This is a genomic window from Maribacter spongiicola, assembly GCF_052119685.1.
GTDB classification, from domain to species: Bacteria; Bacteroidota; Bacteroidia; order Flavobacteriales; family Flavobacteriaceae; genus Maribacter; species Maribacter spongiicola_A.
The window spans coordinates 224,710-244,321 of sequence record NZ_JBGQOO010000005.1; the positions used below are offsets into that span (position 1 = coordinate 224,710).

Annotated in this window: 21 protein-coding genes and 1 tRNA gene; 13 read left to right on the plus strand and 9 right to left on the minus strand. The window is 35.5% G+C overall.

Going from position 1 to position 19,612, the window contains the following annotated elements; genetic code table 11:
• Positions 1 to 104: 104 nt before the first annotated feature.
• The gene (locus ACEN2N_RS10635; protein WP_441824304.1) at positions 105 to 2,504 is read left to right on the plus strand and encodes an outer membrane beta-barrel protein; all 2,400 of its coding nucleotides are present in this window, start codon (positions 105 to 107) and stop codon (positions 2,502 to 2,504) included.
• A 3-nt stretch (positions 2,505 to 2,507) separates the two neighbouring features.
• On the opposite strand, the gene ACEN2N_RS10640 is transcribed toward ACEN2N_RS10635, so the two are convergent.
• The 3 genes from ACEN2N_RS10640 to ACEN2N_RS10650 are packed head-to-tail and all read right to left on the minus strand — an operon-like array spanning position 2,508 to position 4,850.
• A complete protein-coding gene (locus ACEN2N_RS10640; protein ID WP_441824305.1) occupies positions 2,508 to 2,705 on the minus strand; it encodes a hypothetical protein in 198 nt (65 codons plus the stop codon).
• Positions 2,702 to 4,096, minus strand: coding sequence for a radical SAM protein (locus tag ACEN2N_RS10645; protein ID WP_441824306.1), 1,395 nt, complete (start codon positions 4,094 to 4,096; stop codon positions 2,702 to 2,704). Before ACEN2N_RS10645 ends, ACEN2N_RS10640 begins: the two co-directional genes overlap by 4 nt.
• A complete protein-coding gene (locus ACEN2N_RS10650) occupies positions 4,068 to 4,850 on the minus strand; it encodes a prolipoprotein diacylglyceryl transferase family protein (RefSeq protein ID WP_441824307.1) in 783 nt (260 codons plus the stop codon). Before ACEN2N_RS10650 ends, ACEN2N_RS10645 begins: the two co-directional genes overlap by 29 nt.
• A gap of 194 nt (positions 4,851 to 5,044) precedes the next feature.
• Between ACEN2N_RS10650 and dusB the strand changes: the two genes are divergently transcribed.
• Entirely contained in the window at positions 5,045 to 6,043 is a 999-nt protein-coding gene (dusB, locus tag ACEN2N_RS10655) for a tRNA dihydrouridine synthase DusB (RefSeq protein WP_441824308.1), read from the plus strand.
• A gap of 11 nt (positions 6,044 to 6,054) precedes the next feature.
• Here dusB and ACEN2N_RS10660 read toward each other — a convergent pair whose 3' ends face one another.
• The 4 genes from ACEN2N_RS10660 to rbfA all read right to left on the minus strand — a co-directional run bounded on the left by ACEN2N_RS10660 (position 6,055) and on the right by rbfA (position 10,016).
• On the minus strand, positions 6,055 to 7,161 hold the full coding sequence (locus tag ACEN2N_RS10660) for a hypothetical protein (RefSeq protein ID WP_441824309.1): 1,107 nt from the start codon (positions 7,159 to 7,161) through the stop codon (positions 6,055 to 6,057).
• 64 nt (positions 7,162 to 7,225) lie between these two features.
• Positions 7,226 to 8,332, minus strand: coding sequence for a hypothetical protein (locus ACEN2N_RS10665; protein WP_441824310.1), 1,107 nt, complete (start codon positions 8,330 to 8,332; stop codon positions 7,226 to 7,228).
• An 81-nt stretch (positions 8,333 to 8,413) separates the two neighbouring features.
• Positions 8,414 to 9,619 (minus strand): ABC transporter permease, encoded by a 1,206-nt coding sequence (locus ACEN2N_RS10670; RefSeq protein WP_441824311.1) that lies wholly within the window; start codon positions 9,617 to 9,619, stop codon positions 8,414 to 8,416.
• Between the two features lie 4 nt (positions 9,620 to 9,623).
• Entirely contained in the window at positions 9,624 to 10,016 is a 393-nt protein-coding gene (gene rbfA / locus ACEN2N_RS10675) for a 30S ribosome-binding factor RbfA (protein ID WP_441824312.1), read from the minus strand.
• Positions 10,017 to 10,080: 64 nt separating this feature from the next.
• Here rbfA and mce point away from each other — a divergent pair, with 64 nt between their 5' ends.
• The 11 genes from mce (at position 10,081) to ACEN2N_RS10730 (ending at position 17,785) form a co-directional block, all read left to right on the plus strand.
• The gene (gene mce, locus ACEN2N_RS10680; RefSeq protein WP_441824313.1) at positions 10,081 to 10,485 is read left to right on the plus strand and encodes a methylmalonyl-CoA epimerase; all 405 of its coding nucleotides are present in this window, start codon (positions 10,081 to 10,083) and stop codon (positions 10,483 to 10,485) included.
• A gap of 143 nt (positions 10,486 to 10,628) precedes the next feature.
• Positions 10,629 to 10,702 (plus strand) — tRNA-Ile (locus tag ACEN2N_RS10685).
• Positions 10,703 to 10,757: 55 nt separating this feature from the next.
• Complete coding sequence (locus tag ACEN2N_RS10690; RefSeq protein ID WP_282117681.1) at positions 10,758 to 11,057, plus strand: GIY-YIG nuclease family protein; 300 nt, start codon at positions 10,758 to 10,760, stop codon at positions 11,055 to 11,057.
• A gap of 338 nt (positions 11,058 to 11,395) precedes the next feature.
• On the plus strand, positions 11,396 to 14,011 hold the full coding sequence (locus ACEN2N_RS10695) for a M14 family zinc carboxypeptidase (RefSeq protein WP_441824314.1): 2,616 nt from the start codon (positions 11,396 to 11,398) through the stop codon (positions 14,009 to 14,011).
• A gap of 313 nt (positions 14,012 to 14,324) precedes the next feature.
• The gene (locus ACEN2N_RS10700) at positions 14,325 to 15,086 is read left to right on the plus strand and encodes a hypothetical protein (protein WP_441824315.1); all 762 of its coding nucleotides are present in this window, start codon (positions 14,325 to 14,327) and stop codon (positions 15,084 to 15,086) included.
• Between the two features lie 434 nt (positions 15,087 to 15,520).
• Entirely contained in the window at positions 15,521 to 15,697 is a 177-nt protein-coding gene (locus ACEN2N_RS10705; protein ID WP_170861923.1) for a hypothetical protein, read from the plus strand.
• An 8-nt stretch (positions 15,698 to 15,705) separates the two neighbouring features.
• Positions 15,706 to 15,966: a hypothetical protein gene (locus tag ACEN2N_RS10710; protein WP_441824316.1), complete on the plus strand. Its 261-nt coding sequence runs from the start codon at positions 15,706 to 15,708 to the stop codon at positions 15,964 to 15,966.
• 41 nt (positions 15,967 to 16,007) lie between these two features.
• Complete coding sequence (locus ACEN2N_RS10715; protein ID WP_441824317.1) at positions 16,008 to 16,541, plus strand: hypothetical protein; 534 nt, start codon at positions 16,008 to 16,010, stop codon at positions 16,539 to 16,541.
• A 70-nt stretch (positions 16,542 to 16,611) separates the two neighbouring features.
• On the plus strand, positions 16,612 to 16,854 hold the full coding sequence (locus ACEN2N_RS10720; RefSeq protein WP_441824318.1) for a hypothetical protein: 243 nt from the start codon (positions 16,612 to 16,614) through the stop codon (positions 16,852 to 16,854).
• Positions 16,855 to 16,899: 45 nt separating this feature from the next.
• Complete coding sequence (locus tag ACEN2N_RS10725) at positions 16,900 to 17,088, plus strand: hypothetical protein (RefSeq protein WP_441824319.1); 189 nt, start codon at positions 16,900 to 16,902, stop codon at positions 17,086 to 17,088.
• A gap of 127 nt (positions 17,089 to 17,215) precedes the next feature.
• Positions 17,216 to 17,785: a TlpA family protein disulfide reductase gene (locus ACEN2N_RS10730; protein ID WP_441824320.1), complete on the plus strand. Its 570-nt coding sequence runs from the start codon at positions 17,216 to 17,218 to the stop codon at positions 17,783 to 17,785.
• Here the strand turns inward: ACEN2N_RS10730 and ACEN2N_RS10735 are convergent.
• Positions 17,782 to 18,834 carry a phosphotransferase enzyme family protein gene (locus ACEN2N_RS10735; RefSeq protein WP_441824321.1) on the minus strand — a complete coding sequence of 351 codons (1,053 nt, stop codon included), beginning with the start codon at positions 18,832 to 18,834 and terminating at the stop codon, positions 17,782 to 17,784. The genes ACEN2N_RS10730 and ACEN2N_RS10735 overlap by 4 nt on opposite strands.
• Positions 18,835 to 18,904: 70 nt before the next feature.
• Entirely contained in the window at positions 18,905 to 19,606 is a 702-nt protein-coding gene (locus tag ACEN2N_RS10740; RefSeq protein ID WP_441824322.1) for a hypothetical protein, read from the minus strand.
• Positions 19,607 to 19,612 lie beyond the last annotated feature (6 nt).

Here is a 19,612-nt window from a genome sequence, read left to right on the forward strand (position 1 = left end):
CTATTTAGTTGTCAACAGCTTAAAATTTTATTAAGAAAAATTTAAGAATACTGTAAGATAATTCAATATTACTTTCCTACATTTAGTTGGTATACGAACACCAAATGACTAGGAATTTTTATATTACACTGCTATTTTGTCTTACGTTTTCTCTAGCGTTTTCCCAAGATTTTATTATTAATGGTGTAGTAGTAGATGACAATCAAAACCCCGTTGTTTTAGCGAATGTAATTTTACTAACTGGCGAAGGTGAATTCATTAAAGGCACGGTCACTAATGACCAAGGTTTTTATGAGTTTAAAGCCGTAACTGCCGGTACGTATAACATTGTTGCTAGTTACATAGCAAATACCGTAGAGAGCTCTGAAATTTCAGTGACCGAAAATATGGAACTTAAGCCCTTAATTCTTCAAAGCGCTCAAGAGCTAGATGAGGTTGTGGTCACCCAAAAAAAGCCGGTATTAGAACAATTAGCAGACCGTCATATTTTTAGTGTTGAAAACACGGCACTATCTGATGGTGATATTTGGGATGTTCTAAAACGCACCCCTGGTGTTATGGTCATGAATAATCGTCTGTACATTAATGGCAGCTCTAATGTTAATGTTATGATCAATGGTAAGCTAGTGAACTTACCAGAAAGCGATATTGTAAATCTTTTAACGGGCAGCTCTGCAAGTAACGTAGAAGCTATTGAAGTAATTACAAGTCCGCCAGCCAAGTATAGTGCTGAAGGCGGATTGCTGATTAATATTAAAATGAAGAAAAATTTGGTTGCTGGTTATAATGGTGCCATTTTCAACAGATATACACAAGGGGTTTTACCAAAACACACGATAGGTACAGACCATTTTTTTAAAGGAAAAAAGACAGACTTTTCTGCCAACTATAGCTTTAGCCATAATAGAAATTGGACGAGATATACCGACATAACAACCTATTTGGAAAACGGACTAGAAAACGAAATTTGGACAGCTGAACAAAAAATAATCGGCAAAAAGAAAAGTCACAATATAAATCTCTTTTTAGATGTTCAATTAAATGAAAAGAATACCTTAAGTATAACTTCTACCTCTAGTTTATCACCGAACGGAAATACAGATTATTTCTCAATTACAGATATCAATACCATCGATGGCGGTTTAACTGCTAGACTTGACGGTCTCAATGTTCTAAAAGATGATACATATAACACAGCTAACTATTTAGATTGGGTGTATAAATTAAATAATAAAGGGGCAGAAATCACTACTAACGTACACTATACCTACAATGATTCTAAACAGAACCAGGTATTGAACAATAACATTGTACAAGGTTTTACAGAGCGTACATCAGAAAACACATTGAATATTGGGTCTGATCAAATTATAAATCTTTTTAGTGCACAAACAGACCTTACACTACCACTAACAAAACAAACGGTTATGGAAACAGGTTTGAGAGTGGCGACTATAAATTCTGAAGCGAGTATTATGCAATCTGGGTTTGATGATTCGGTAAACGGAATAAGCCCTACAGAATCTGGTTTGTTTGATTATGACGAACAAATTTATGCAGGCTATGTCAGTTTGAATAATAATAGGGAAAGTTGGAAATTAAATGTTGGAGTCAGAGCAGAGTATACAGATACCGAAGGGAATTTAGACATGTCAGCTTCTTTGAATACAACTTCTTATTTTAAACTTTTTCCTAATATGGCGCTTTCATATAAGAAAGAAAAGAACGCCTTTTATTTAAAATACTATAGAAGAATTACAAGGCCGAGATATAATAGCATTAATCCGTTTCAATTCTATTTAACGGCAAATTCTCTTTACGAAGGCAACCCTAATTTAAAACCGGCGTATAGCGATTATGTGCAGTTCGATTATGTGTATGATCGTGATTATAAAGTGGTGCTATTTGTCAACAGAAAATCGAACGAACAAGCGCAACAGATTATTCAAGACAACGAAACCAATACACTAAGAACTCTATTTGTAAATTTAGAATCCAATTATTTTTATGGTATCGATGCAAGTGTGTCGAAAGAACTTACATCGTACTGGTATCTATATGCTCTTGTTAGCCATTATCGTGACAAAGACAGCTTTACAGACCTAAACACAAATACCATAGTAGAGAACGCTATTTGGACCACCTTAATTCGCGCCAATAACTATTTCACTCTTCTTAAAGATGAATCGCTCTTTGCTGATATAACCTATACTTATTTTTCACCATCCATTAGAGGTAATGCTACTTTCGAATCTTTTAGTAAAGTAGGGTTGTCATTTAGAAAAACTTTTTGGAATAAAGACGCAAGTATTTCTTTAGGTATTGAAGATATTTTTAATAATGGAAATAGAATATCAACTAGAAATTATCTGGATCAACGAAACTCAACGAGTACTAGGTTAGAAAGCCGTTTGTTTGTTCTAGGCTTTAGATATAAGTTTGGCAACACTAAAATTCGCGATAATTCTAAGAAGAAGAATACCGATGAAGGCAAGCGTTTATAAGTGCTATGCCATCATAGAGCCGCATATGCCAAGGCTTATTAGGCAATATACCCCAGCTAAAATCATAAAGACTTTAGCTGCCTTTTTCTTCTTATTATAAAATAAAATTGCCCCAATAATAATGAACAATAGTGCGGGACCGAACATTATTAAAAACAGAAAAGCAGCAAGACCGTCTAGATTACCAACTTCTAAAATCATAGCATTTCGTTTTGTAGTTCTTTTAATTTTTCAATTTTATCATCCCTATAAAAGAGGTTCATAGTTTCAAACGGAATAATCTTATAGTCTTTGTTTACAATATGCACACATGATTTTTTTATGGCACGAACGTCAAAATTGTGGGCATCTATAAACTGCATGATAATGATACGAAACAAATTGTCATAACCCAATTCTGGTGCATCTATTTCTGGTAGGCAACACATAATGCTTTTAAGGTTTTCCGAAGCTTTTTCAACGGAGTTACCTGTGCTAAAAAGCTCAATCATTTTACCGTGTAGCTGCTCATCTTGTTCGTAAATAATAGTGTTTTTACCTTCGTTTAATAAGTCATCAGGATTTATGAATCTAGTTAACGGATTCACCTCTTCGCCCAGTTTTAGAGCATAAGCCATTACCAATGCATCGGGGTTACAGGGTACAGGTATTAAATCATCAGACTCAAAAATGGGAGATTGTTCTAATATCTTTCTACGTACCTCGGTTAATGTAATACGGTTTTCATCCACCTCAAAATTCTCTAACCTGCCTGCTATTTGTGTGGGCTGGAATGTAACTCCGCGTACACATTTTTGCTTCAAAGCAAAATCTATAGTGCTTCCCATTTCATGATCATTCAATCCTTTTTGTAGCACAACTACTAAAGTGGTAGAAAGGTTCAACTTGTTAAGATGCTCCAAAGCTTTTAAACGAACTTCCGCTAGGTCTGCTCCGCGCAAGGTTTGTAGCACTTTGTTATCCAACGAATCGAACTGTAAATACACTTCAAAATCTGGTGCATAGGTGGCTAATCGTTTTGCGAATTCAAAATCCGTTGCAATTTTAATTCCGTTGGTATTCAACATCAAATGTCGAATAGGAAGTGATTTTGCGTAGTCTAAAATTTCGAAGAATTCGGAGTGTATGGTAGGTTCACCACCACTAAGCTGAACAACATCTGGCTCGCCCTCATTTTTTACGATGACGTCTAGCATTTTCTTTATTTCTTCAAGTGTTCTGTGTCTGCCATAAGTGGGCGAAGAACCGGCGTAACAGGTGGGGCATGTAAGGTTGCAACGATCGGTCAGTTCAATAACAGTTAAACAAGAATGTTGCTCATGGTCAGGGAATAGTCCGCAATCGTATGGGCATCCAAAATGTGTTTGGGTGTTAAAGGTTTTTGGATACTCAGAAGCTTTGTTATAGTTTCTTATGTTTTTATAATATTCAATATCGTCAGCAATCAAAACTTTAGATCTACCGTGTTCTTTGCAATTCTTAAGCATATACACTTTCTCGTTTTCAAAAACGATTTTGGCATCTACCCGTCGTAAACATTCTGGGCAAAGGCTTAGCGTAAAATCATAATACGTATAATTTTTTTCGGACATATATTATTCCCTGAAGGATGAATTTATAGTAGTAAACCAAACAAATTAAACATAATAGTTGAATGCTGCTTATACCAAGGATATAAAAACTGTTTGGTTTTAGAAACTCGATACAGAAACGAAGCGAAAAATAACTGACCATAAAGAGCTTAAAAAGATTTCCGTTTTGAAAGGTATGATTTGATTTTTCAAATCTTCGGATGCTTATAAAAAGCACTATTAAAAATACCACTTCATACAGTGTAATAGGATGCCTTTGAATACCATCACCTAAGTCCATTCCTGTAAAAAAAGACGTTTCTTTTCCAAAGGTGAATTCTTTAATACCTGCCAAAAAACAACCGATTCTGCCAATGATAATTCCTAAAATAATGGGTAGTGTAAACAGGTCTCCAGAAGAGTGCTTCTCCCCAATAATCTTCTTGGCAAGTTCCACACCCAATAGACCACCAAAGAGTCCGCCCATAATGGTTTTATTGTTCAAATTGTATAGCCAATTTTCTTGTATATGAGCCGCAGGGTTTTCAAAAAATGCGACTAGTCTAGATAGGAATAAAGCTCCAAAAACCGCGCCTATTATTATAGATAATCGATTGTTAGACGAGATAACATCGGTACTTCTTTTCCGCAGAAAAACATAATATCTGAATCCGACAAAGAATGCTAGGTATTCTAGAATGAGATGCATGTTTAATTTTACACCAAATACAACAGGCTCAAAAGGAAGTGAGACGATAAAAAGTGTATTGTTCATGAAGTAATTATGTGATAAAATGTCAGTCTGAGCGCAGTTGAAGACCAATTTGGTTGCTAATTTACGTTCTTTATATAAACAAGTATTTCAATCCTCAATAATAGCATTCAAAACCATATAATTTATCCAAAAAGGAGAGTAATGCCTTTGTCGTATTTTTATATAACTTTGCAACCCAAAATTAAAATACGCCAGTGCCCAAAATAGGAGACATACAACTGCCTGATTTTCCGTTGCTTTTAGCACCTATGGAAGATGTGAGCGACCCACCTTTTCGAGCCCTTTGTAAAGAGCAGGGAGCCGATGTGGTTTATACAGAATTTATTTCGTCTGAAGGATTAATACGTGATGCGGCAAAGAGCGTCATGAAATTAGATATTTATGAAAAGGAACGCCCAGTAGGTATTCAAATATTTGGTGCAAATTTAGAGAGTATGCTGCAGTCTGTAGAGATTGTAGAGAAATCTAAACCAGATATCATCGATATTAATTTTGGCTGCCCGGTTAAGAAAGTAGTCTCTAGAGGAGCCGGAGCCGGTATATTAAAAGATATCGATTTAATGGTTTCTCTGACCAAAGCTATGGTAGAACATAGCAACTTGCCTATTACCGTTAAAACTAGGTTGGGTTGGGATGATGATTCTATAAAAATTGTTGAGGTTGCAGAACGATTACAAGATGTAGGCTGTGCGGCAATTTCGATTCATGGTAGAACCCGTGCTCAAATGTATAAGGGCAATGCTGATTGGAACCCTATTAGAGATGTCAAGAACAACCCTAGAATGCATATACCTGTATTTGGTAATGGTGATGTAGATTCGCCAGAAGCAGCCCTAAAAATGCGTGATGAATACGGATTAGATGGTGCTATGATTGGCAGGGCAAGTATTGGTTATCCTTGGATATTTAGAGAGGTTAAGCACTTTTTTGAAACAGGAACCCATTTAGCTCCACCAACTATGGAAGAACGGGTAGATGCCGCTCGGCGTCATTTACAAATGTCCATTGACTGGAAGGGAGAAATACTAGGTGTTTTTGAGACACGTAGACATTATACCAACTATTTCAAGGGAATTCCTAATTTCAAGGAATATCGCATGAAGATGGTGACCAGTGATGATTCTGCATCGGTATTTGCTGCCTTTGATGAGGTGATGCAAAAGTTTGGAGATCACGAATTTGTGAATCCGTAATCTCCATAAGATTATAAGACTCTTATTATTTTTGCAGAGGTGCTAACTTCATAGCCTTTGGAATATTTTCTTTCTCCAGTTGCTTCGTTATAGTTTAACATGTAATCAGAATATAGCTTACCTAAATCTTTTTGTGATTGTTTTACTGCGTTAGATTTTACATCTAGTTCAGAAGCTTGGTTTAAATAGGTGTTTGCATTTTTAAAATCTTCTACCATTAGTGACAACTGTGATAGATTCATAAGTATACCCCATTTAATTTTAGCTATTTTTTTGTCACTGGTATCTTCATAATTTGGCAATAAATTTTGCCAATAGGTGATATGTGAATCTATCGCTTTTTTATTTTCTCTTACCTCACTAAGGGTAGATAAACTGGCTTTAGAAAGTTCTGACATCTCAGTAAGCTTGTCTTTGGTTTCATCTGCCAATGCTTTGTTTTTCTTGTCTTTTACAAAGTAAAAATTGGTATAAACCTCCACCATATTATTATCGTAGATATCTTGTATTGTATTTATGATTTTCGAAAGAAAAGATTCTCCAAGCTTTTTATCCAAGTACATTTCTACCATATATGGACTTATATCTGGCACTGCACGCCCACTTTCTAACATTAGGTACTTTTCTTTTTCATCTTCAGGAAAGTTGATGGTGATTGGAATTTTATTCCCTTGCACATCTACTTTTGGCAATAGGGGTATTTGCCATAATTGTGTCAACTCTTCTTTAAAATAAAAAAGGAGTTTTACGCTTTTATTATCTTTCGGAGATATATCAATACTGTAGGTATCACCTACTATAGGTGCAATAGTACCTGTAACTTCTAAGTCATCTGCTGATATACCGTTAATGGCAAAAAACATATCTGGAGATTGTTCACCTGTTATTTCTTTAAAATCTTCAAGCTGAAGACCTTTTTGAAATTCGTCTTTTGTAAAGTTTAACACCTCTTCTGGTCCTAATACTACTTCTGCCCAATAGGTTTCGCTTTTTCTGGGCGCCAATTGTTCGGCATAGTTGGGCATATACACCCTAAAACCTTTAGATTTTAAAGACTGAGCTTGTAGCTGTAAATTAAAGAGAACAACAAATAGTAATAGAATAGTTTTCTTGATCATTGGTTAGATGTTTTAGGGTATTTCATTTTATAAAAATGAAATACTGTTTATAGATAAATTTTGGTTAGTTGCCTTGGTATCGCTTATTGTATCTTTCGCTAAACTCAGGCTTAACGCTGTTTTCTCCAGCGAGAAACAACTTTTCTTTTCGTTCCTTTCTAAATTCAGCTTTATGTTTACCATCGTTCAGGTAAGAACTTAGACCGCCACGAGAGCTATGTGATGCGCCTAAATCATACTGAGCTATTGCTGTGTCATAATCCTCTAGAAGAGTATATAACGAGCCTAAATTTCCGTGTACAAACACTTTGTAATCATCGTGTGTCTTGTAATCTTCAGAATCAATTAAGGCAGTAATTTTTTCAATTAACAGTTGTACTTCTTCGTTTCTTGTATTTCTAGATTTAAGACCTGTATCTATGGCTTGTAAGTTTTTAATAGCTTCCGTAAGTTGGTTTACGTTATCTTCAGAATCAAGTTTCTTTGTTTTCTTAAGCTTAATAAAAGCCATATTGTTTTTGCCATAAGACATTTGTGCTCTTCTTACAAAACCTTGGTAAGCATTATGTACCGTAACAATAATAAGGTCATTTGCATCGTAGGCAACATTTTTACTTTTGTTTACAGCTACTATAGCAAAGTCCTTGCCTTTGAGCTTACTAACTATTTCGCCTACTTTGTCATTAAATATTAAAGAATCTTCAGCTATAATTTTGCCATGGTATTTGGCAGTATACTTAGCATTAAAATTGGCAAATACATCATAGATAGTATCGCTTTCACCTTTATTGTAGTACAATTCAATATCACTACTGTTTAGGTTGTAATAAATGGTATTGGTTTTATTGCTTTTTAAATCATCATGCGTTTGAAGCACACTAAGCGGATTTGTATAATTTTTATAGTCAGGATGATAAGTGGGGCGCTTATGGTTAAAATTATCAATAGTAACAATTTCACCACGGTAGTCTTTCATGGTAATACTACCAGATTTTAAATTGTGGTCCATTTTATAATATACTACACCAGCAGGAGCAGGGGAAAACGGGAAATTAAATTCTCGTAGCTTTTCGTAAAACCCACCAGCTTTCTGTGCATTTGTGGTGAAAAGAGAACAGATAATAAATGTTATAACTAAAAGTGTAGGGGAGTGTACTTTTGAAATCTTCATGCCTTTGTTAAATGGTTAATTGTGCTATAAGATAACAAAAACAAAAGTGAGATATTGTATTGTGCAGATAATGAGGACCTTCTAAAGGTCTAACAATTTTTTATTGATTCGGCTACTAGCTATTTTAGAAGCAATAATACCTAGTACAATAATGGTAGCTAGAACAATAGCAATATTGATGAATTCGAATTTTACTGGGTAAGCTAACGACGGGGTAATTTTCAACCAGCTAAAAGCAAGTTGCGACCAAACGATTAGCACACCAATTAGCACACCAATAAATCCACCAAAACCTGTTACTAGAATTCCCTGTACAAAGTAAATTCTACGAAGCTCTTTAATTGTTGTACCAAGGCTATATAGGGTTTTAGAATTCTGCTGCTTATCTAATATCATCATAATGATCGCGCCTACTACATTAAAAAGCGCAATGATAAGTACCAAGGTAAAGATGAGGTAGGTAGCAACGTTTTCAGTATTCAACATTTTATAGAGCGTACTATTTAGTTGTTGTCTGTTTTTTAATTGTACACCGGCACCAAGAATAGATTGAATTTCTGAGCGTACAGAGCTTGGTTCAACGCCTTCATCCATCTTAAAATTAATTCCAGAAATGGAAAGCGAGTCTTTTTCAAGTAATGCTTGCGTCAATCGTAAATCGGCAAATACATATTTATTATCCAAATCAGCTTCTACAGCATATACACCACCAATAACCATGGGTAGTTGATTGTAGAGCGATGAAATACTTTGTTGCGAAATAGAGCCTTTACCAGGTTTAAAAGCATAAATCTGCATTGGGCTACGAAACTGGTTTATCGTTACCCCAAGAATATTGGCAATACCCAAACCCGATACAACCTGCGTGTCATTAATAGTCCAATCTCCAATATAGAGCGTGCTGTCTACACCGGTAACCTTGGTGTAGTTACTATCCACACCTTTTATATATGCAATATGATTTTTGCCTCGATGTTCAAGAGATACTTTTTCTTCTAGTTCTTTGGAGTAAAATGCTAGTCCGTCTACAGACTGTAAACGTTTTTCTTGTTCAGGAGTAATGGTAAAAATCTTTCCAGCTACGGGAGAAGCTTTTAAATCTGGGTCAAAAGATTCGGTAAACGAAAGGCTAAAAGTTTTTAATCCGGCGAAAGCCGAAAGCACAATAAACAGTGCTGCAGAGCCAATAACTATAACTAAAAAGGTAATAAAATTAATGATGTTAACTGCGTTCTGGGTGCTTTTAGAACGCACATACCTTTTAGCGATATAGAGAGGAAAATTCAACCGATCAAGATTTTTTACGTTTAGGTAACAAATCTCTGTTTTCTATTGGGTTCTCTTCGCGTTTTAATGACTTTTCAATATTCTCAATGTAATCTAAAGAATCATCAAGGTAGAACAACAGCTCAGGCACTCTACGTAATTGGTTTCTGGTACGTTGAGAAAGTTCGTGTTTAATAAGCGGTTGGTTAGATTTAATACCTTCCATTAATTCACCTGCTTTATTGTTCGGGAAAATACTTAAGTATACTTTCGCGATAGATAAATCGGTAGTCACCGCAACCTTAGAAACGGAAATAAGCGTACTTCTTAGTCCGCCATCAATGGCTGCTTTTTGTAGAATGTCTACAATATCTTTCTGAATGACCCCAGCAATTTTACGTTGTCTTTGCGTTTCCATACTGCAAAAATACATAGAAATTGTATCTTAACCCCTATATGATGCACACTGAAGCAAATAAGGCATGAAAAAGATTGAACATTTAGGTATAGCGGTGAAGAACATGGAAGATTCTAATGCGCTTTTCGAGAAATTGTTAGGTGTAGCACCCTATAAACAAGAAGAAGTCGCGTCTGAAGGTGTAATGACATCTTTCTTTAAAAACGGACCTAATAAAATAGAACTTTTGGCTGCCACGGACCCAGACGGACCCATTGCCAAATTCTTAGAAAAAAAAGGCGAAGGCATTCATCATGTTGCCTTTGAAGTAGAAGATATCGTGGCAGAAATGGCAAGATTAAAGTCTGAAGGGTTTACACTTCTGAATGAAAAGCCTAAAAAAGGAGCTGATAATAAGTTAGTTGCTTTCGTTCACCCAAAGGCTGCAAATGGGGTGTTGGTAGAGTTGTGTCAAGAAATTAAGGAGTAAGGACTATTTTGTTTGTGTCAGTTAAAAATAAGTAGTAATATTGCATCCGCAATTCGCGAGTTCTGTAATTGCTGGTTTGAGCACCAGTCTTTATCGGTTTTAATCGAAAAAGAGTTTACAGGGCAACATATAGAATTGTAACCGGTCCTATAGCTCAGCTGGTTAGAGCACCTGACTCATAATCAGGTGGTCCCTGGTTCGAGTCCAGGTGGGACCACATTTAAAACTCCTTTAGAATCATTTAATTCAAAGGAGTTTTTTTATTTTTATGCATGTCTTCACATACTTACATTCTACACAGTAAACGACTCAATAAGTTTTATATCGGTGCATGTCATGAAGATTTAGAACAACGTATAGAAAATCATAATGCAGGTACTTATGGTACAAAAAGTTTTACTTCGAATGTGAGTGATTGGGTTTTATTCTTGAAGTTTGATTGCGATGATTATGCGCATGCTATTCGTTTAGAGCGTAAAATAAAATCTATGAAGAGTAGTGTTTACATTCGGAACTTGACTAAATATGCCGAGCTACGAGATAAGATATATAATGAAACCAAGAGCACCTGACTTTCCCGATAGCTATCGGGACAGGTGGTCAACTTTTAGATAGGTGGAACCACAAATAAAACTCCTTTAAATCATTTGATTTAAAGGAGTTTTTTATTTCCAATCATGCCATTACAAACGTAAATTCTGCAAAGCAATATTTCTAATAAATATTGCCTTAGAGTATTCCAAGTTATAATCCAGATATTTTTCAAACCAACCACCAATTCCTCAACAACACCCCCATCAGATCACGCAATCAGAAATTAACATTTCTTTTAACATAATCTTTCTTCGTAACATTTATCTAGCTCTCTACTATTTCTTAAATTCCTAGTTCAAACAAACTAATTCGAAAAATGACTACAAAAAACTCTTGGTGCAAGGCGGCATTGCTGACCCTTGTACTTGCTATTTCTTGCATATCTGTGACGATGGCGCAAACTGTACCTTCTCCAGAAGATGTCTACGGTTTTAAAGTTGGTGCCGACTATAAATTGGCAGATTACAGCCAGATTGAAGACTACCTTTCTAAACTAGACGCTGCTTCTGAACGTGTTAAAAAAGTGGAAATAGGAACCACCGTACTCGGTAGAAAAATGTACATCTTGTTTATTTCTAGCGAAGAGAACCTAAAAGATTTAGACAAGTGGAAAGACATTAGCGCTAAACTAGCTCGTGTTCAGGTTTCAAATGATGAGGCTATGAAGCTATCTGAAGAAGGTAAAGCTGTGGTTTGGGTAGATGGTGGTATGCACTCTACCGAATTGGCTCATGGTCAAATGACTTCTGAACTGGCATATACTTTGACCACATCTGAAACTACAGAAATGAAAAAAATTAGGGAGAATGTCATTACGATATTGATGCCTGTAATGAATCCTGATGGGTTGGACATTGTTGTAGATTGGTACAAAAAGAATTTAGGTACCGCTTATGAAACATCGCGACCTCCAATTTTATATCACTACTACATGGGGCACGATAATAACCGAGATTGGTTCATGAATACCATGCCAGAGACGTATAATGTGACGAAGATTTTATACAACGAATGGTATCCGCAGATTGCGTATAACCACCACCAATCTTCTCCATCGTGGACAAAAATATCTTTACCACCATATGCAGATCCAGTGAATCCTAGAATTCACCCAGCAATTACTGCCGGTGTAAGTGAGGTAGGTTCTGCTATGACCAAAAGATTTTCATTGGAGAATATGCCGGGTGCCATTGCCGATAATTTTTATACCATGTTCTGGAACGGTGGTGGTCGTACTACCCCTTACTACCATAACATGATTGGTATTTTGACTGAAACCGGACACACATCACCAACACCAAGATTTTACGACCCTGAAAAGTTACCTAAAACTGTTGCAGGTGGCACACCAACCGATGGTACAGATATCATGTATCCAGATCCATGGAAGGGAGGCGAATCTCATTTTCGTGATGCTGTAGATTATATGTTGACCGCTACATGGGCAACTTTAGATTTAGCAGCAGATCGTAAGAGTAACTACCTGTATAATATTTATAAAATGGGAGCTTCTTCAATTGAGAAGTCGAAAGAAGAAGGTCCGTTTGCATATGTAATTGGTAAGGATCAATGGGATGCATTTGAGTCTGTAAACCTTGTCAATGTATTACTTAAAGGTGGAATTGAAATTGAGAAAACTACCAAAAGTTTTGAGGTCAACGGAAAGAAATATGAAAAAGGAGCTTATGTAATTTATACGGCACAAGCGTTTAGACCGTATTTGATGGATTTGTTGGAGAAACAGAATTACCCAACACGTTTTCAATACCCAGGCGGCCCACCAGATACTCCGTATGACTTAGCAGGTTGGACATTACCTATGCAAATGGGAGTCACTGTCGATAAAATTGCAGAATCTTTTGAGGTTGAGGCAGAAAAGGTGTCAGACGAAGCATCGTATTATGAAGGTGATGTAAAAGGAAATGCTTCCTTCGGTTATTTGTTAAGTGCTAACAGTAATGCATCGGTTATAGTAACCAACAAAGTATTAAAAGCAGGTGGTACAGCATATAAAACCAAAGCATCCTTTAAATCAGGAAAAATAACATATCCGGCAGGTGCTTATATCGTTTCTGGCGGTAGTGCTTCTGTTGAAGATTTAGCTTCTGAATATGGTTTAGAGGTAATAGGATTATCCGCAGAACCAAAAGTAGCATTAACGAAAGTACATGCGCCAAAAGTAGGATTGTATAAGTCGTGGGTTTCTAATATGGATGAAGGATGGACTCGTTTTATAATGGATGAATATTCGTTCGAGACCGATACGCTTCACGATACTGACATTCAAACAAAAGATTTATCGCAGTATGATGTTTTGATTCTACCATCTCAACGCCCAAAATCAATTTTACACGGTAATTCGCCTTTGAAAATGCCAGAGAAATTTACTGGTGGTATAGGTTTAGAAGGGTCGGTAGCACTAAGCAATTATGTAAAAAATGGCGGAACGTTAATAGCCTTCGATGAAGCTAGTAACTATGTTATAGAGCAATTTGGTTTACCTATTAAAGATGCTACTGAAGGAACGGATAACAAGGAGTTCTTTATACCAGGATCATTAATAAAAACAGGGATAGAAACAACGCATCCACTGGCATTTGGTATGCAAGACACCGTCGCGGTCTCTTTTAATAAGAGTCGCGCTTTTATTATAGACAAGCAAGAGAAAAAAGGGGAAGGCGGTACAGAAGAGATTAAAGATGCACCGGCACCACAGGTTGAGGTAATTGCTAATTATGCAGAAAAAGATTTGTTAATGAGCGGTTGGGCAATGGGCGAGAAAAAGTATATCGCTAAAAAGCCAGCGATGGTAAAAGCGAAATATGGAAAAGGCGCTGTAGTATTGTTTGCATTCAGACCACAGTTTAGAGCACAACCAAGAGGAACGTACAAACTTATTTTCAACACCATTTTTGAAGGAGCTGCAGAGTAAGTGAATTAATAGATTTGAAATTTAGTAATCAAGTTTTTTTCAAAGTGTCACATTGAGCGCAGTCGAAATGCTTTATGGGTCAGCAATCTTAAATTAGGTGCTAAGTTTATAAAATAATACCCAAAAATGCCCATCACTTTCTGATGGGCATTTTTTATTTTCAAATGTTTTTACATCAAAATATTCCTACAAATACCGTGGTTGTTGACATAAAACAAATATTACGGAAAACCGTAATAAATAGGCATGCAATATTTTTAGAATCGGTTTGTTAAGTATAGACCTAACAAACAAATTAAAATCAAAAATCACCATGAAAACATTTAATCAATTACTATTACTTTCCTCTATTGCAGTTATTAATTTTAGCTGTGAAAAGTCAACCTCAGAAGAGTTTGAAGAAGTTAACGGAAATGTAGAAACAAAGCTTATCAGTTCAATAAATGTAGAGTCTGCCGAAGATTCAGAAGATAACGGGAACATTTTATTTTCATACAATAACGATTTGCAACTAACCTCTGTCTTTGACGGAACCGACACTACTAATTTTACTTATGAAGACGGAAATTTAAGTAATGTAACCGGTAACGTAGATAACGGTAATGTAGAAGAATTATATGAATCGCCGTATGATGCCTTTGAAACCGGACAAATAGAACAATATGATGGTAATGGTAATCCGTCTGTAATCAAATTTATAGAGTACGATTATGATTATATGACCGGTGAAGAAGAAGTAGTGTATTACACAGCAGAAATCTCTTATGACAACAAACCAAACCCATTTTATAAAACTGCAGAAGCGGCAGGAATGATCGATGTTTTGGATCAAATTAAATTAAATTTTGCTGAAGCTCCACAGGCAGAAGAAATTGTAAGGGCAAAAGCATTGTTCCCTAATAACAATCCGTCGCAAATAGTGTACAAAAATGAAGAAGGTGAAATAGAATACACCATTAACATGTCATATACCTATGATGGCGATTACCCAACAGCAGCTACTGTTTCATCCGCATCTGCTGATGGTGGCGATAGCGAAACATACTTAACGACCTTTACTTATGTAGGTGACTAAGTAAATTGAAAAATTTTTAGATAATAGAAAGCAGCCTCAAGGGCTGCTTTTTTTGTTTTCGAAATACCTGTAAAAATTAGATATTAGAGAAAGTGATACGGATTTTTGTGTTTCCCAATAAAATATTAAATTGGGGCAGCCCTTAATATTGGTATACTAAAGTTCCCCCAGAATTCATTAGTGTTGCTATTTATTATTGGGCTTTTTTATTGCTGCCGATTTAAGAAAAGACTTCTTACCCTCCAATTACCTCATTCAAGCAAAACATCAAAACCTACTTTCAAGAAAATCTATTGAATAGACAGTGTAGCAGCGAAAAATTTAAAAAAACCATTAACTTTAAGAGGTATATGAATTGGCGAGTAATTTTACTGCGCGAAGTTCAAAGAATAATCTTAAATTAGGCAAACACTTAGTAAAATGCATTTGTAATAATGGCAAAAATTGAAATAAAAGGTTCCCCCGAAGAGCTTGAAAGAGTAGCCACTTTCTTGGCAAACAACAATATAAAATTCGACGTTGTTAATGATTACGGTAATCATTCTCTAGAAGACTTAGACAAGTATGCTGATCTTATAAATAAGTTCTCAGCTACTGTGCCTGAAAAATAAGTAACTGTATGAAAGGCTTACAAGAGATAAAATCTGAAATTGAACAGTTAGTTAGCACTAATGGAAAAACAGAACTAGAGGTAGTAGACGCGCTTTACAAATATTACTTCAACAAAGCCGTAACGGCAGAGATAAAACTGTACAAGAAGAAAAAGAAGAAGGTAGCTCAAATAACCAAAGATCTGAAAATATCTCACCGCCGTTTTTATAAAATTTTAGAAGATAAAAAAGTGGAGTTTACCAAATACAATAAGTCTAAAGAAGAATAGAACGAGCAATAGTATTAATGAAGCTTTAGTAAAGGATTTCTATGTTACGATATTATCTGTTGTTACCCTTTATTTTAAGCTGCTTGTCTACTATGGTTTATAGTCAGGCGAATGATATAAATACCACTACTATTCAATGCGATGAAAATGGTTGCAAGGGCACGTATTATGGACCTGAATTTATAAACGGGTCTGATGTAGCCCATCAGTTCTCCAATACTATGTCACATAAAGTTGGCGATAAATTAAAAGAATGCTATAACAGCGGCTTATATGCCAAGGTTGATTTTTCAAGTATTGAAATGACCACATTAGGTATGGGCTCAGGTACGGTTACCTATAAACTGCTAATTCCTTTTATTTCAGTTGCCAAACCATGCAATGCCTTTACTTCTTTTGACCATGTTGGAGGATGGAACCATGCCCCGTCGTTAGCAACTAGAAAGAAAGAATTAAGCAATGTTTTACTGCCTGGTGATGCACTGCATATTAGTGATTTGAAAACCACACCAGAAGGCTTACAGGAATATTGGATTCAATGGAGGAATAAGGCAACACAAGCGAACTGTAAATAAATTTTAAAGGAAAGCTATAGCACTAACATATGAATAGGGAAACTGGTGAAATTATTTTAATTAAAGGCACATGAATCAGACATCATTATCTAAATTAAGCACTGAAGAATTAATTAAGAAACATACCGCAGCCAAGACTATGGTTTGGCTTTTGTCTATTGTTTTGGGCGGAATATTACTTTTCTTTATCTATGTCTCTAATCAAGATGGTATTACTCCTTTTCTAGCAGTTCCGTTAGCGTTATCAGCTATAATCCCGTTGAATATAAAGAACATGAATGCCTTGAAAAAGGAGTTAGATTCCAGAAAATAGGAACAAAATTATAGCCAAGTAATTAGACAAATAACATTAAATATTATGAGAAAAACACTGTCAATTATTGGAATGATATTAGCTTTAATAACCATCGCATACAGCTTTTGGGGTATGGGTGATACAGGACGATTCTTCGGATTTGAAATGGATATTTGGATGTATCGTTTGATTTGGCTTGGCTTTTTTGGGATAATTTTAAACGGGTATTTAAAAGAACGGAAGAATTCATAACCACACTGTAAATTGAACAATATTACTTTTTATAGGCTGTATGATACATTAAAGTGGTAAAATAGTGTTGTTTGTGAAATTAAAATCTCTGTAAACAATCTCCAAATTTTTCGACTCACACATTTACATGAAAAAGCGAAAATTTAAAATTAGTGATATCATATTTGCAGTGTTCATTTTGTTGTTGATAATTCCACAGACAAGAACACCAATTCAGGTAGCGGTCAATAAGCTGAAAGTAGCTGTTTGGTCACCCGGTATTGAAGATGTAGAAGACCAAAATAAGGTTACTCCATTTCAATATGCCGTTGTTGATTTACAGGGTGAAACTCAAAGCATATCGATAGGTAAAGGCAAGGTTACTTTTATCAGTTATTGGGCAACTTGGTGTCCGCCTTGTATTGCAGAATTACCAGGAATTCAAGATTTGTATAAAGACTATGGAGCCAAAGTCAATTTTATATTATTAACCCAAGAAGAGCCAGATAAAGTACAGCGGTTTATACACAAGAAAGATTATGAACTACCTATCTATTTTCCACAAATGCAAGCACCCGAAATATTACAAGAAAATAGCATTCCCACCAATTATGTCATTGATGCTACAGGAAAAATTATCATTAAAGAAACTGGTGCCGCAGATTGGAACAGTAAAAAAGTACGCGAGTTGTTAGATGATTTAATAGAAAATAATTAAACAAGGACTTTTGCGATATACGCTGCCATAAAATCTTTCTTTTTGAGAGCCTTTTCGGCAAAATAAAAGAGACTGCTACAACGATCTAAATTCTGATTCTCGTAAGTGACTTTGTAATATTTGTTATTGTTCAGGTAGTCAGTTAATGCACGTAAACCATGAATAAATGGCATAAAAATGGCACCTAAGGGTAGATTATCTTTATCTGCAGCAGTTAAAAATGAACTGTTAGCAGCTAAGCCATCTACAAAAGCTTTAAACAATGATTCATCAAAGTTTATAAGTTCGTGGTTCTGCTCATCTTCAGGAGCATTGTTTACTACAGTTCTAATGGCATCACCAAAATCATAAAAGAAATAGCCCTTCATAATAGTATCAAGATCAATTAGGCACAATGCTTTTTTTGTTGATTTAGAGAATAAAATATTATTCAGTTTGGTGTCGTTATGGCAAATTCTAACGGGTAAGCTATTAGTGTTTAAGTGTTGAAGCTCTTTTAAAAATGACTGTGCCTTTTTAATGGCGACGTCGGCAATTTCTTTTTTTTGCGTTTCGGCATTCTGCAGTGCTTCTTGAAACTCTTGAGTTCTAAAAGCTAGATTATGAAAATTTGGTAGCGTATCTTTAAACAGCTCATTATCTGTATGTTGCAAGAGATGATGAAACTTGCCAATTATGCGTCCCGCTTCAAAGGCAATTGAGGTTTCGGTTGTTGTATTGTATGTGGTACTATTGGATATAAAGGTCATCATCCGCCAGAAATCACTATCCTGAATTAAGTGATTAGCCCCTGTGGTTGTATTCAGAAAAGTAATTTGGCTATAATCGTCGGCTTTAAGTACAGGTAGAGCAAATTGAATATTATCCATCAGAATACTAGCATTTTTAAACACCTGAGTATTTACTTTTTGAAGAATGTACTGTTGACCATCCTCCTCCGTAACCAAATAGGTGTCATTAATGAGTCCGTTAGTCAAGGGCGTCCAGTGTAATGAACTTCCGTTGAGCTTGAATTCAATCAGTATTTTTTGGATGGATTCGGCGGTCATTGTTTCAATACGGTTTTGAATCTTTAAAGGTATTGAAATAGCCTCTATAGTTAATCTTAATTAATATAACTTACTGTACCGTAAATTGAAAAACATCTGATTCTGAACTGTTAAAATTTTCATCATATGTTCTAACCTTCCAATAATAGGTAGAGCCAAATATAATGTCGACTTCTATTTTCGTATTTGCCGTACTTCCAATATTGTTCATTTCTTCTATACTTGTTCCGAAGAAAATTTCATACTCTTTTATGTCATCATCTATATCTGAAGCTTGCCATTCTAAACTTAAAAAAGTATCATTTGTAACTAATATTTCGTTATCTATAGGTGCAATAGCTTCAGCAGAAAAAGGTATATGGTTTACCACCCCTGGTGCCGCGTTAAAAAATTGAAAAACCTCGCTAGTGGCCGTAGCATCACTTTCTATAGATTTTGAAATAATATACCACTCATAGCTAGTGCCACGAGAAATAGTAACTTCTTTAGAATCATTTATAGCATCTTGGGTGATAACTATATCGGTTTCTAGATTTTTTAATTTAAGCTCGTATGAATCTGTGAATTCAGATGAGTTCCACCGAAAAATAACTTTACTTTCAGTATCGCTTAAAATAGTACCTTCATTACATTCAGTTTTATCTTCAGGAAAAATTAAAGTCGCTTCTACAGGGTCATTAATTACTTCTTCAAGATTGGGTTCTTGATCACTTGATGAGCAAGAGGCAACAAGTGAAATGACTACGATATAATAAAATGCTTTTAACTTCATGTTCAC

Excerpts from the sequence above, each read along its gene's own strand:
- ACEN2N_RS10635 (WP_441824304.1), top strand. The coding sequence starts at position 105 with ATGACTAGGAATTTTTATATTACACTGCTATTTTGTCTTACGTTTTCT.
- ACEN2N_RS10640 (WP_441824305.1), bottom strand. The coding sequence starts at position 2,705 with ATGATTTTAGAAGTTGGTAATCTAGACGGTCTTGCTGCTTTTCTGTTT.
- ACEN2N_RS10645 (WP_441824306.1), bottom strand. The coding sequence starts at position 4,096 with ATGTCCGAAAAAAATTATACGTATTATGATTTTACGCTAAGCCTTTGC.
- ACEN2N_RS10650 (WP_441824307.1), bottom strand. The coding sequence starts at position 4,850 with ATGAACAATACACTTTTTATCGTCTCACTTCCTTTTGAGCCTGTTGTA.
- ACEN2N_RS10660 (WP_441824309.1), bottom strand. The coding sequence starts at position 7,161 with ATGATCAAGAAAACTATTCTATTACTATTTGTTGTTCTCTTTAATTTA.
- ACEN2N_RS10665 (WP_441824310.1), bottom strand. The coding sequence starts at position 8,332 with ATGAAGATTTCAAAAGTACACTCCCCTACACTTTTAGTTATAACATTT.
- rbfA (WP_441824312.1), bottom strand. The coding sequence starts at position 10,016 with ATGGAAACGCAAAGACAACGTAAAATTGCTGGGGTCATTCAGAAAGAT.
- mce (WP_441824313.1), top strand. The coding sequence starts at position 10,081 with ATGAAAAAGATTGAACATTTAGGTATAGCGGTGAAGAACATGGAAGAT.
- ACEN2N_RS10690 (WP_282117681.1), top strand. The coding sequence starts at position 10,758 with ATGTCTTCACATACTTACATTCTACACAGTAAACGACTCAATAAGTTT.
- ACEN2N_RS10695 (WP_441824314.1), top strand. The coding sequence starts at position 11,396 with ATGACTACAAAAAACTCTTGGTGCAAGGCGGCATTGCTGACCCTTGTA.
- ACEN2N_RS10700 (WP_441824315.1), top strand. The coding sequence starts at position 14,325 with ATGAAAACATTTAATCAATTACTATTACTTTCCTCTATTGCAGTTATT.
- ACEN2N_RS10705 (WP_170861923.1), top strand. The coding sequence starts at position 15,521 with ATGGCAAAAATTGAAATAAAAGGTTCCCCCGAAGAGCTTGAAAGAGTA.
- ACEN2N_RS10710 (WP_441824316.1), top strand. The coding sequence starts at position 15,706 with ATGAAAGGCTTACAAGAGATAAAATCTGAAATTGAACAGTTAGTTAGC.
- ACEN2N_RS10715 (WP_441824317.1), top strand. The coding sequence starts at position 16,008 with ATGTTACGATATTATCTGTTGTTACCCTTTATTTTAAGCTGCTTGTCT.
- ACEN2N_RS10720 (WP_441824318.1), top strand. The coding sequence starts at position 16,612 with ATGAATCAGACATCATTATCTAAATTAAGCACTGAAGAATTAATTAAG.
- ACEN2N_RS10725 (WP_441824319.1), top strand. The coding sequence starts at position 16,900 with ATGAGAAAAACACTGTCAATTATTGGAATGATATTAGCTTTAATAACC.
- ACEN2N_RS10730 (WP_441824320.1), top strand. The coding sequence starts at position 17,216 with ATGAAAAAGCGAAAATTTAAAATTAGTGATATCATATTTGCAGTGTTC.
- ACEN2N_RS10735 (WP_441824321.1), bottom strand. The coding sequence starts at position 18,834 with ATGACCGCCGAATCCATCCAAAAAATACTGATTGAATTCAAGCTCAAC.
- ACEN2N_RS10740 (WP_441824322.1), bottom strand. The coding sequence starts at position 19,606 with ATGAAGTTAAAAGCATTTTATTATATCGTAGTCATTTCACTTGTTGCC.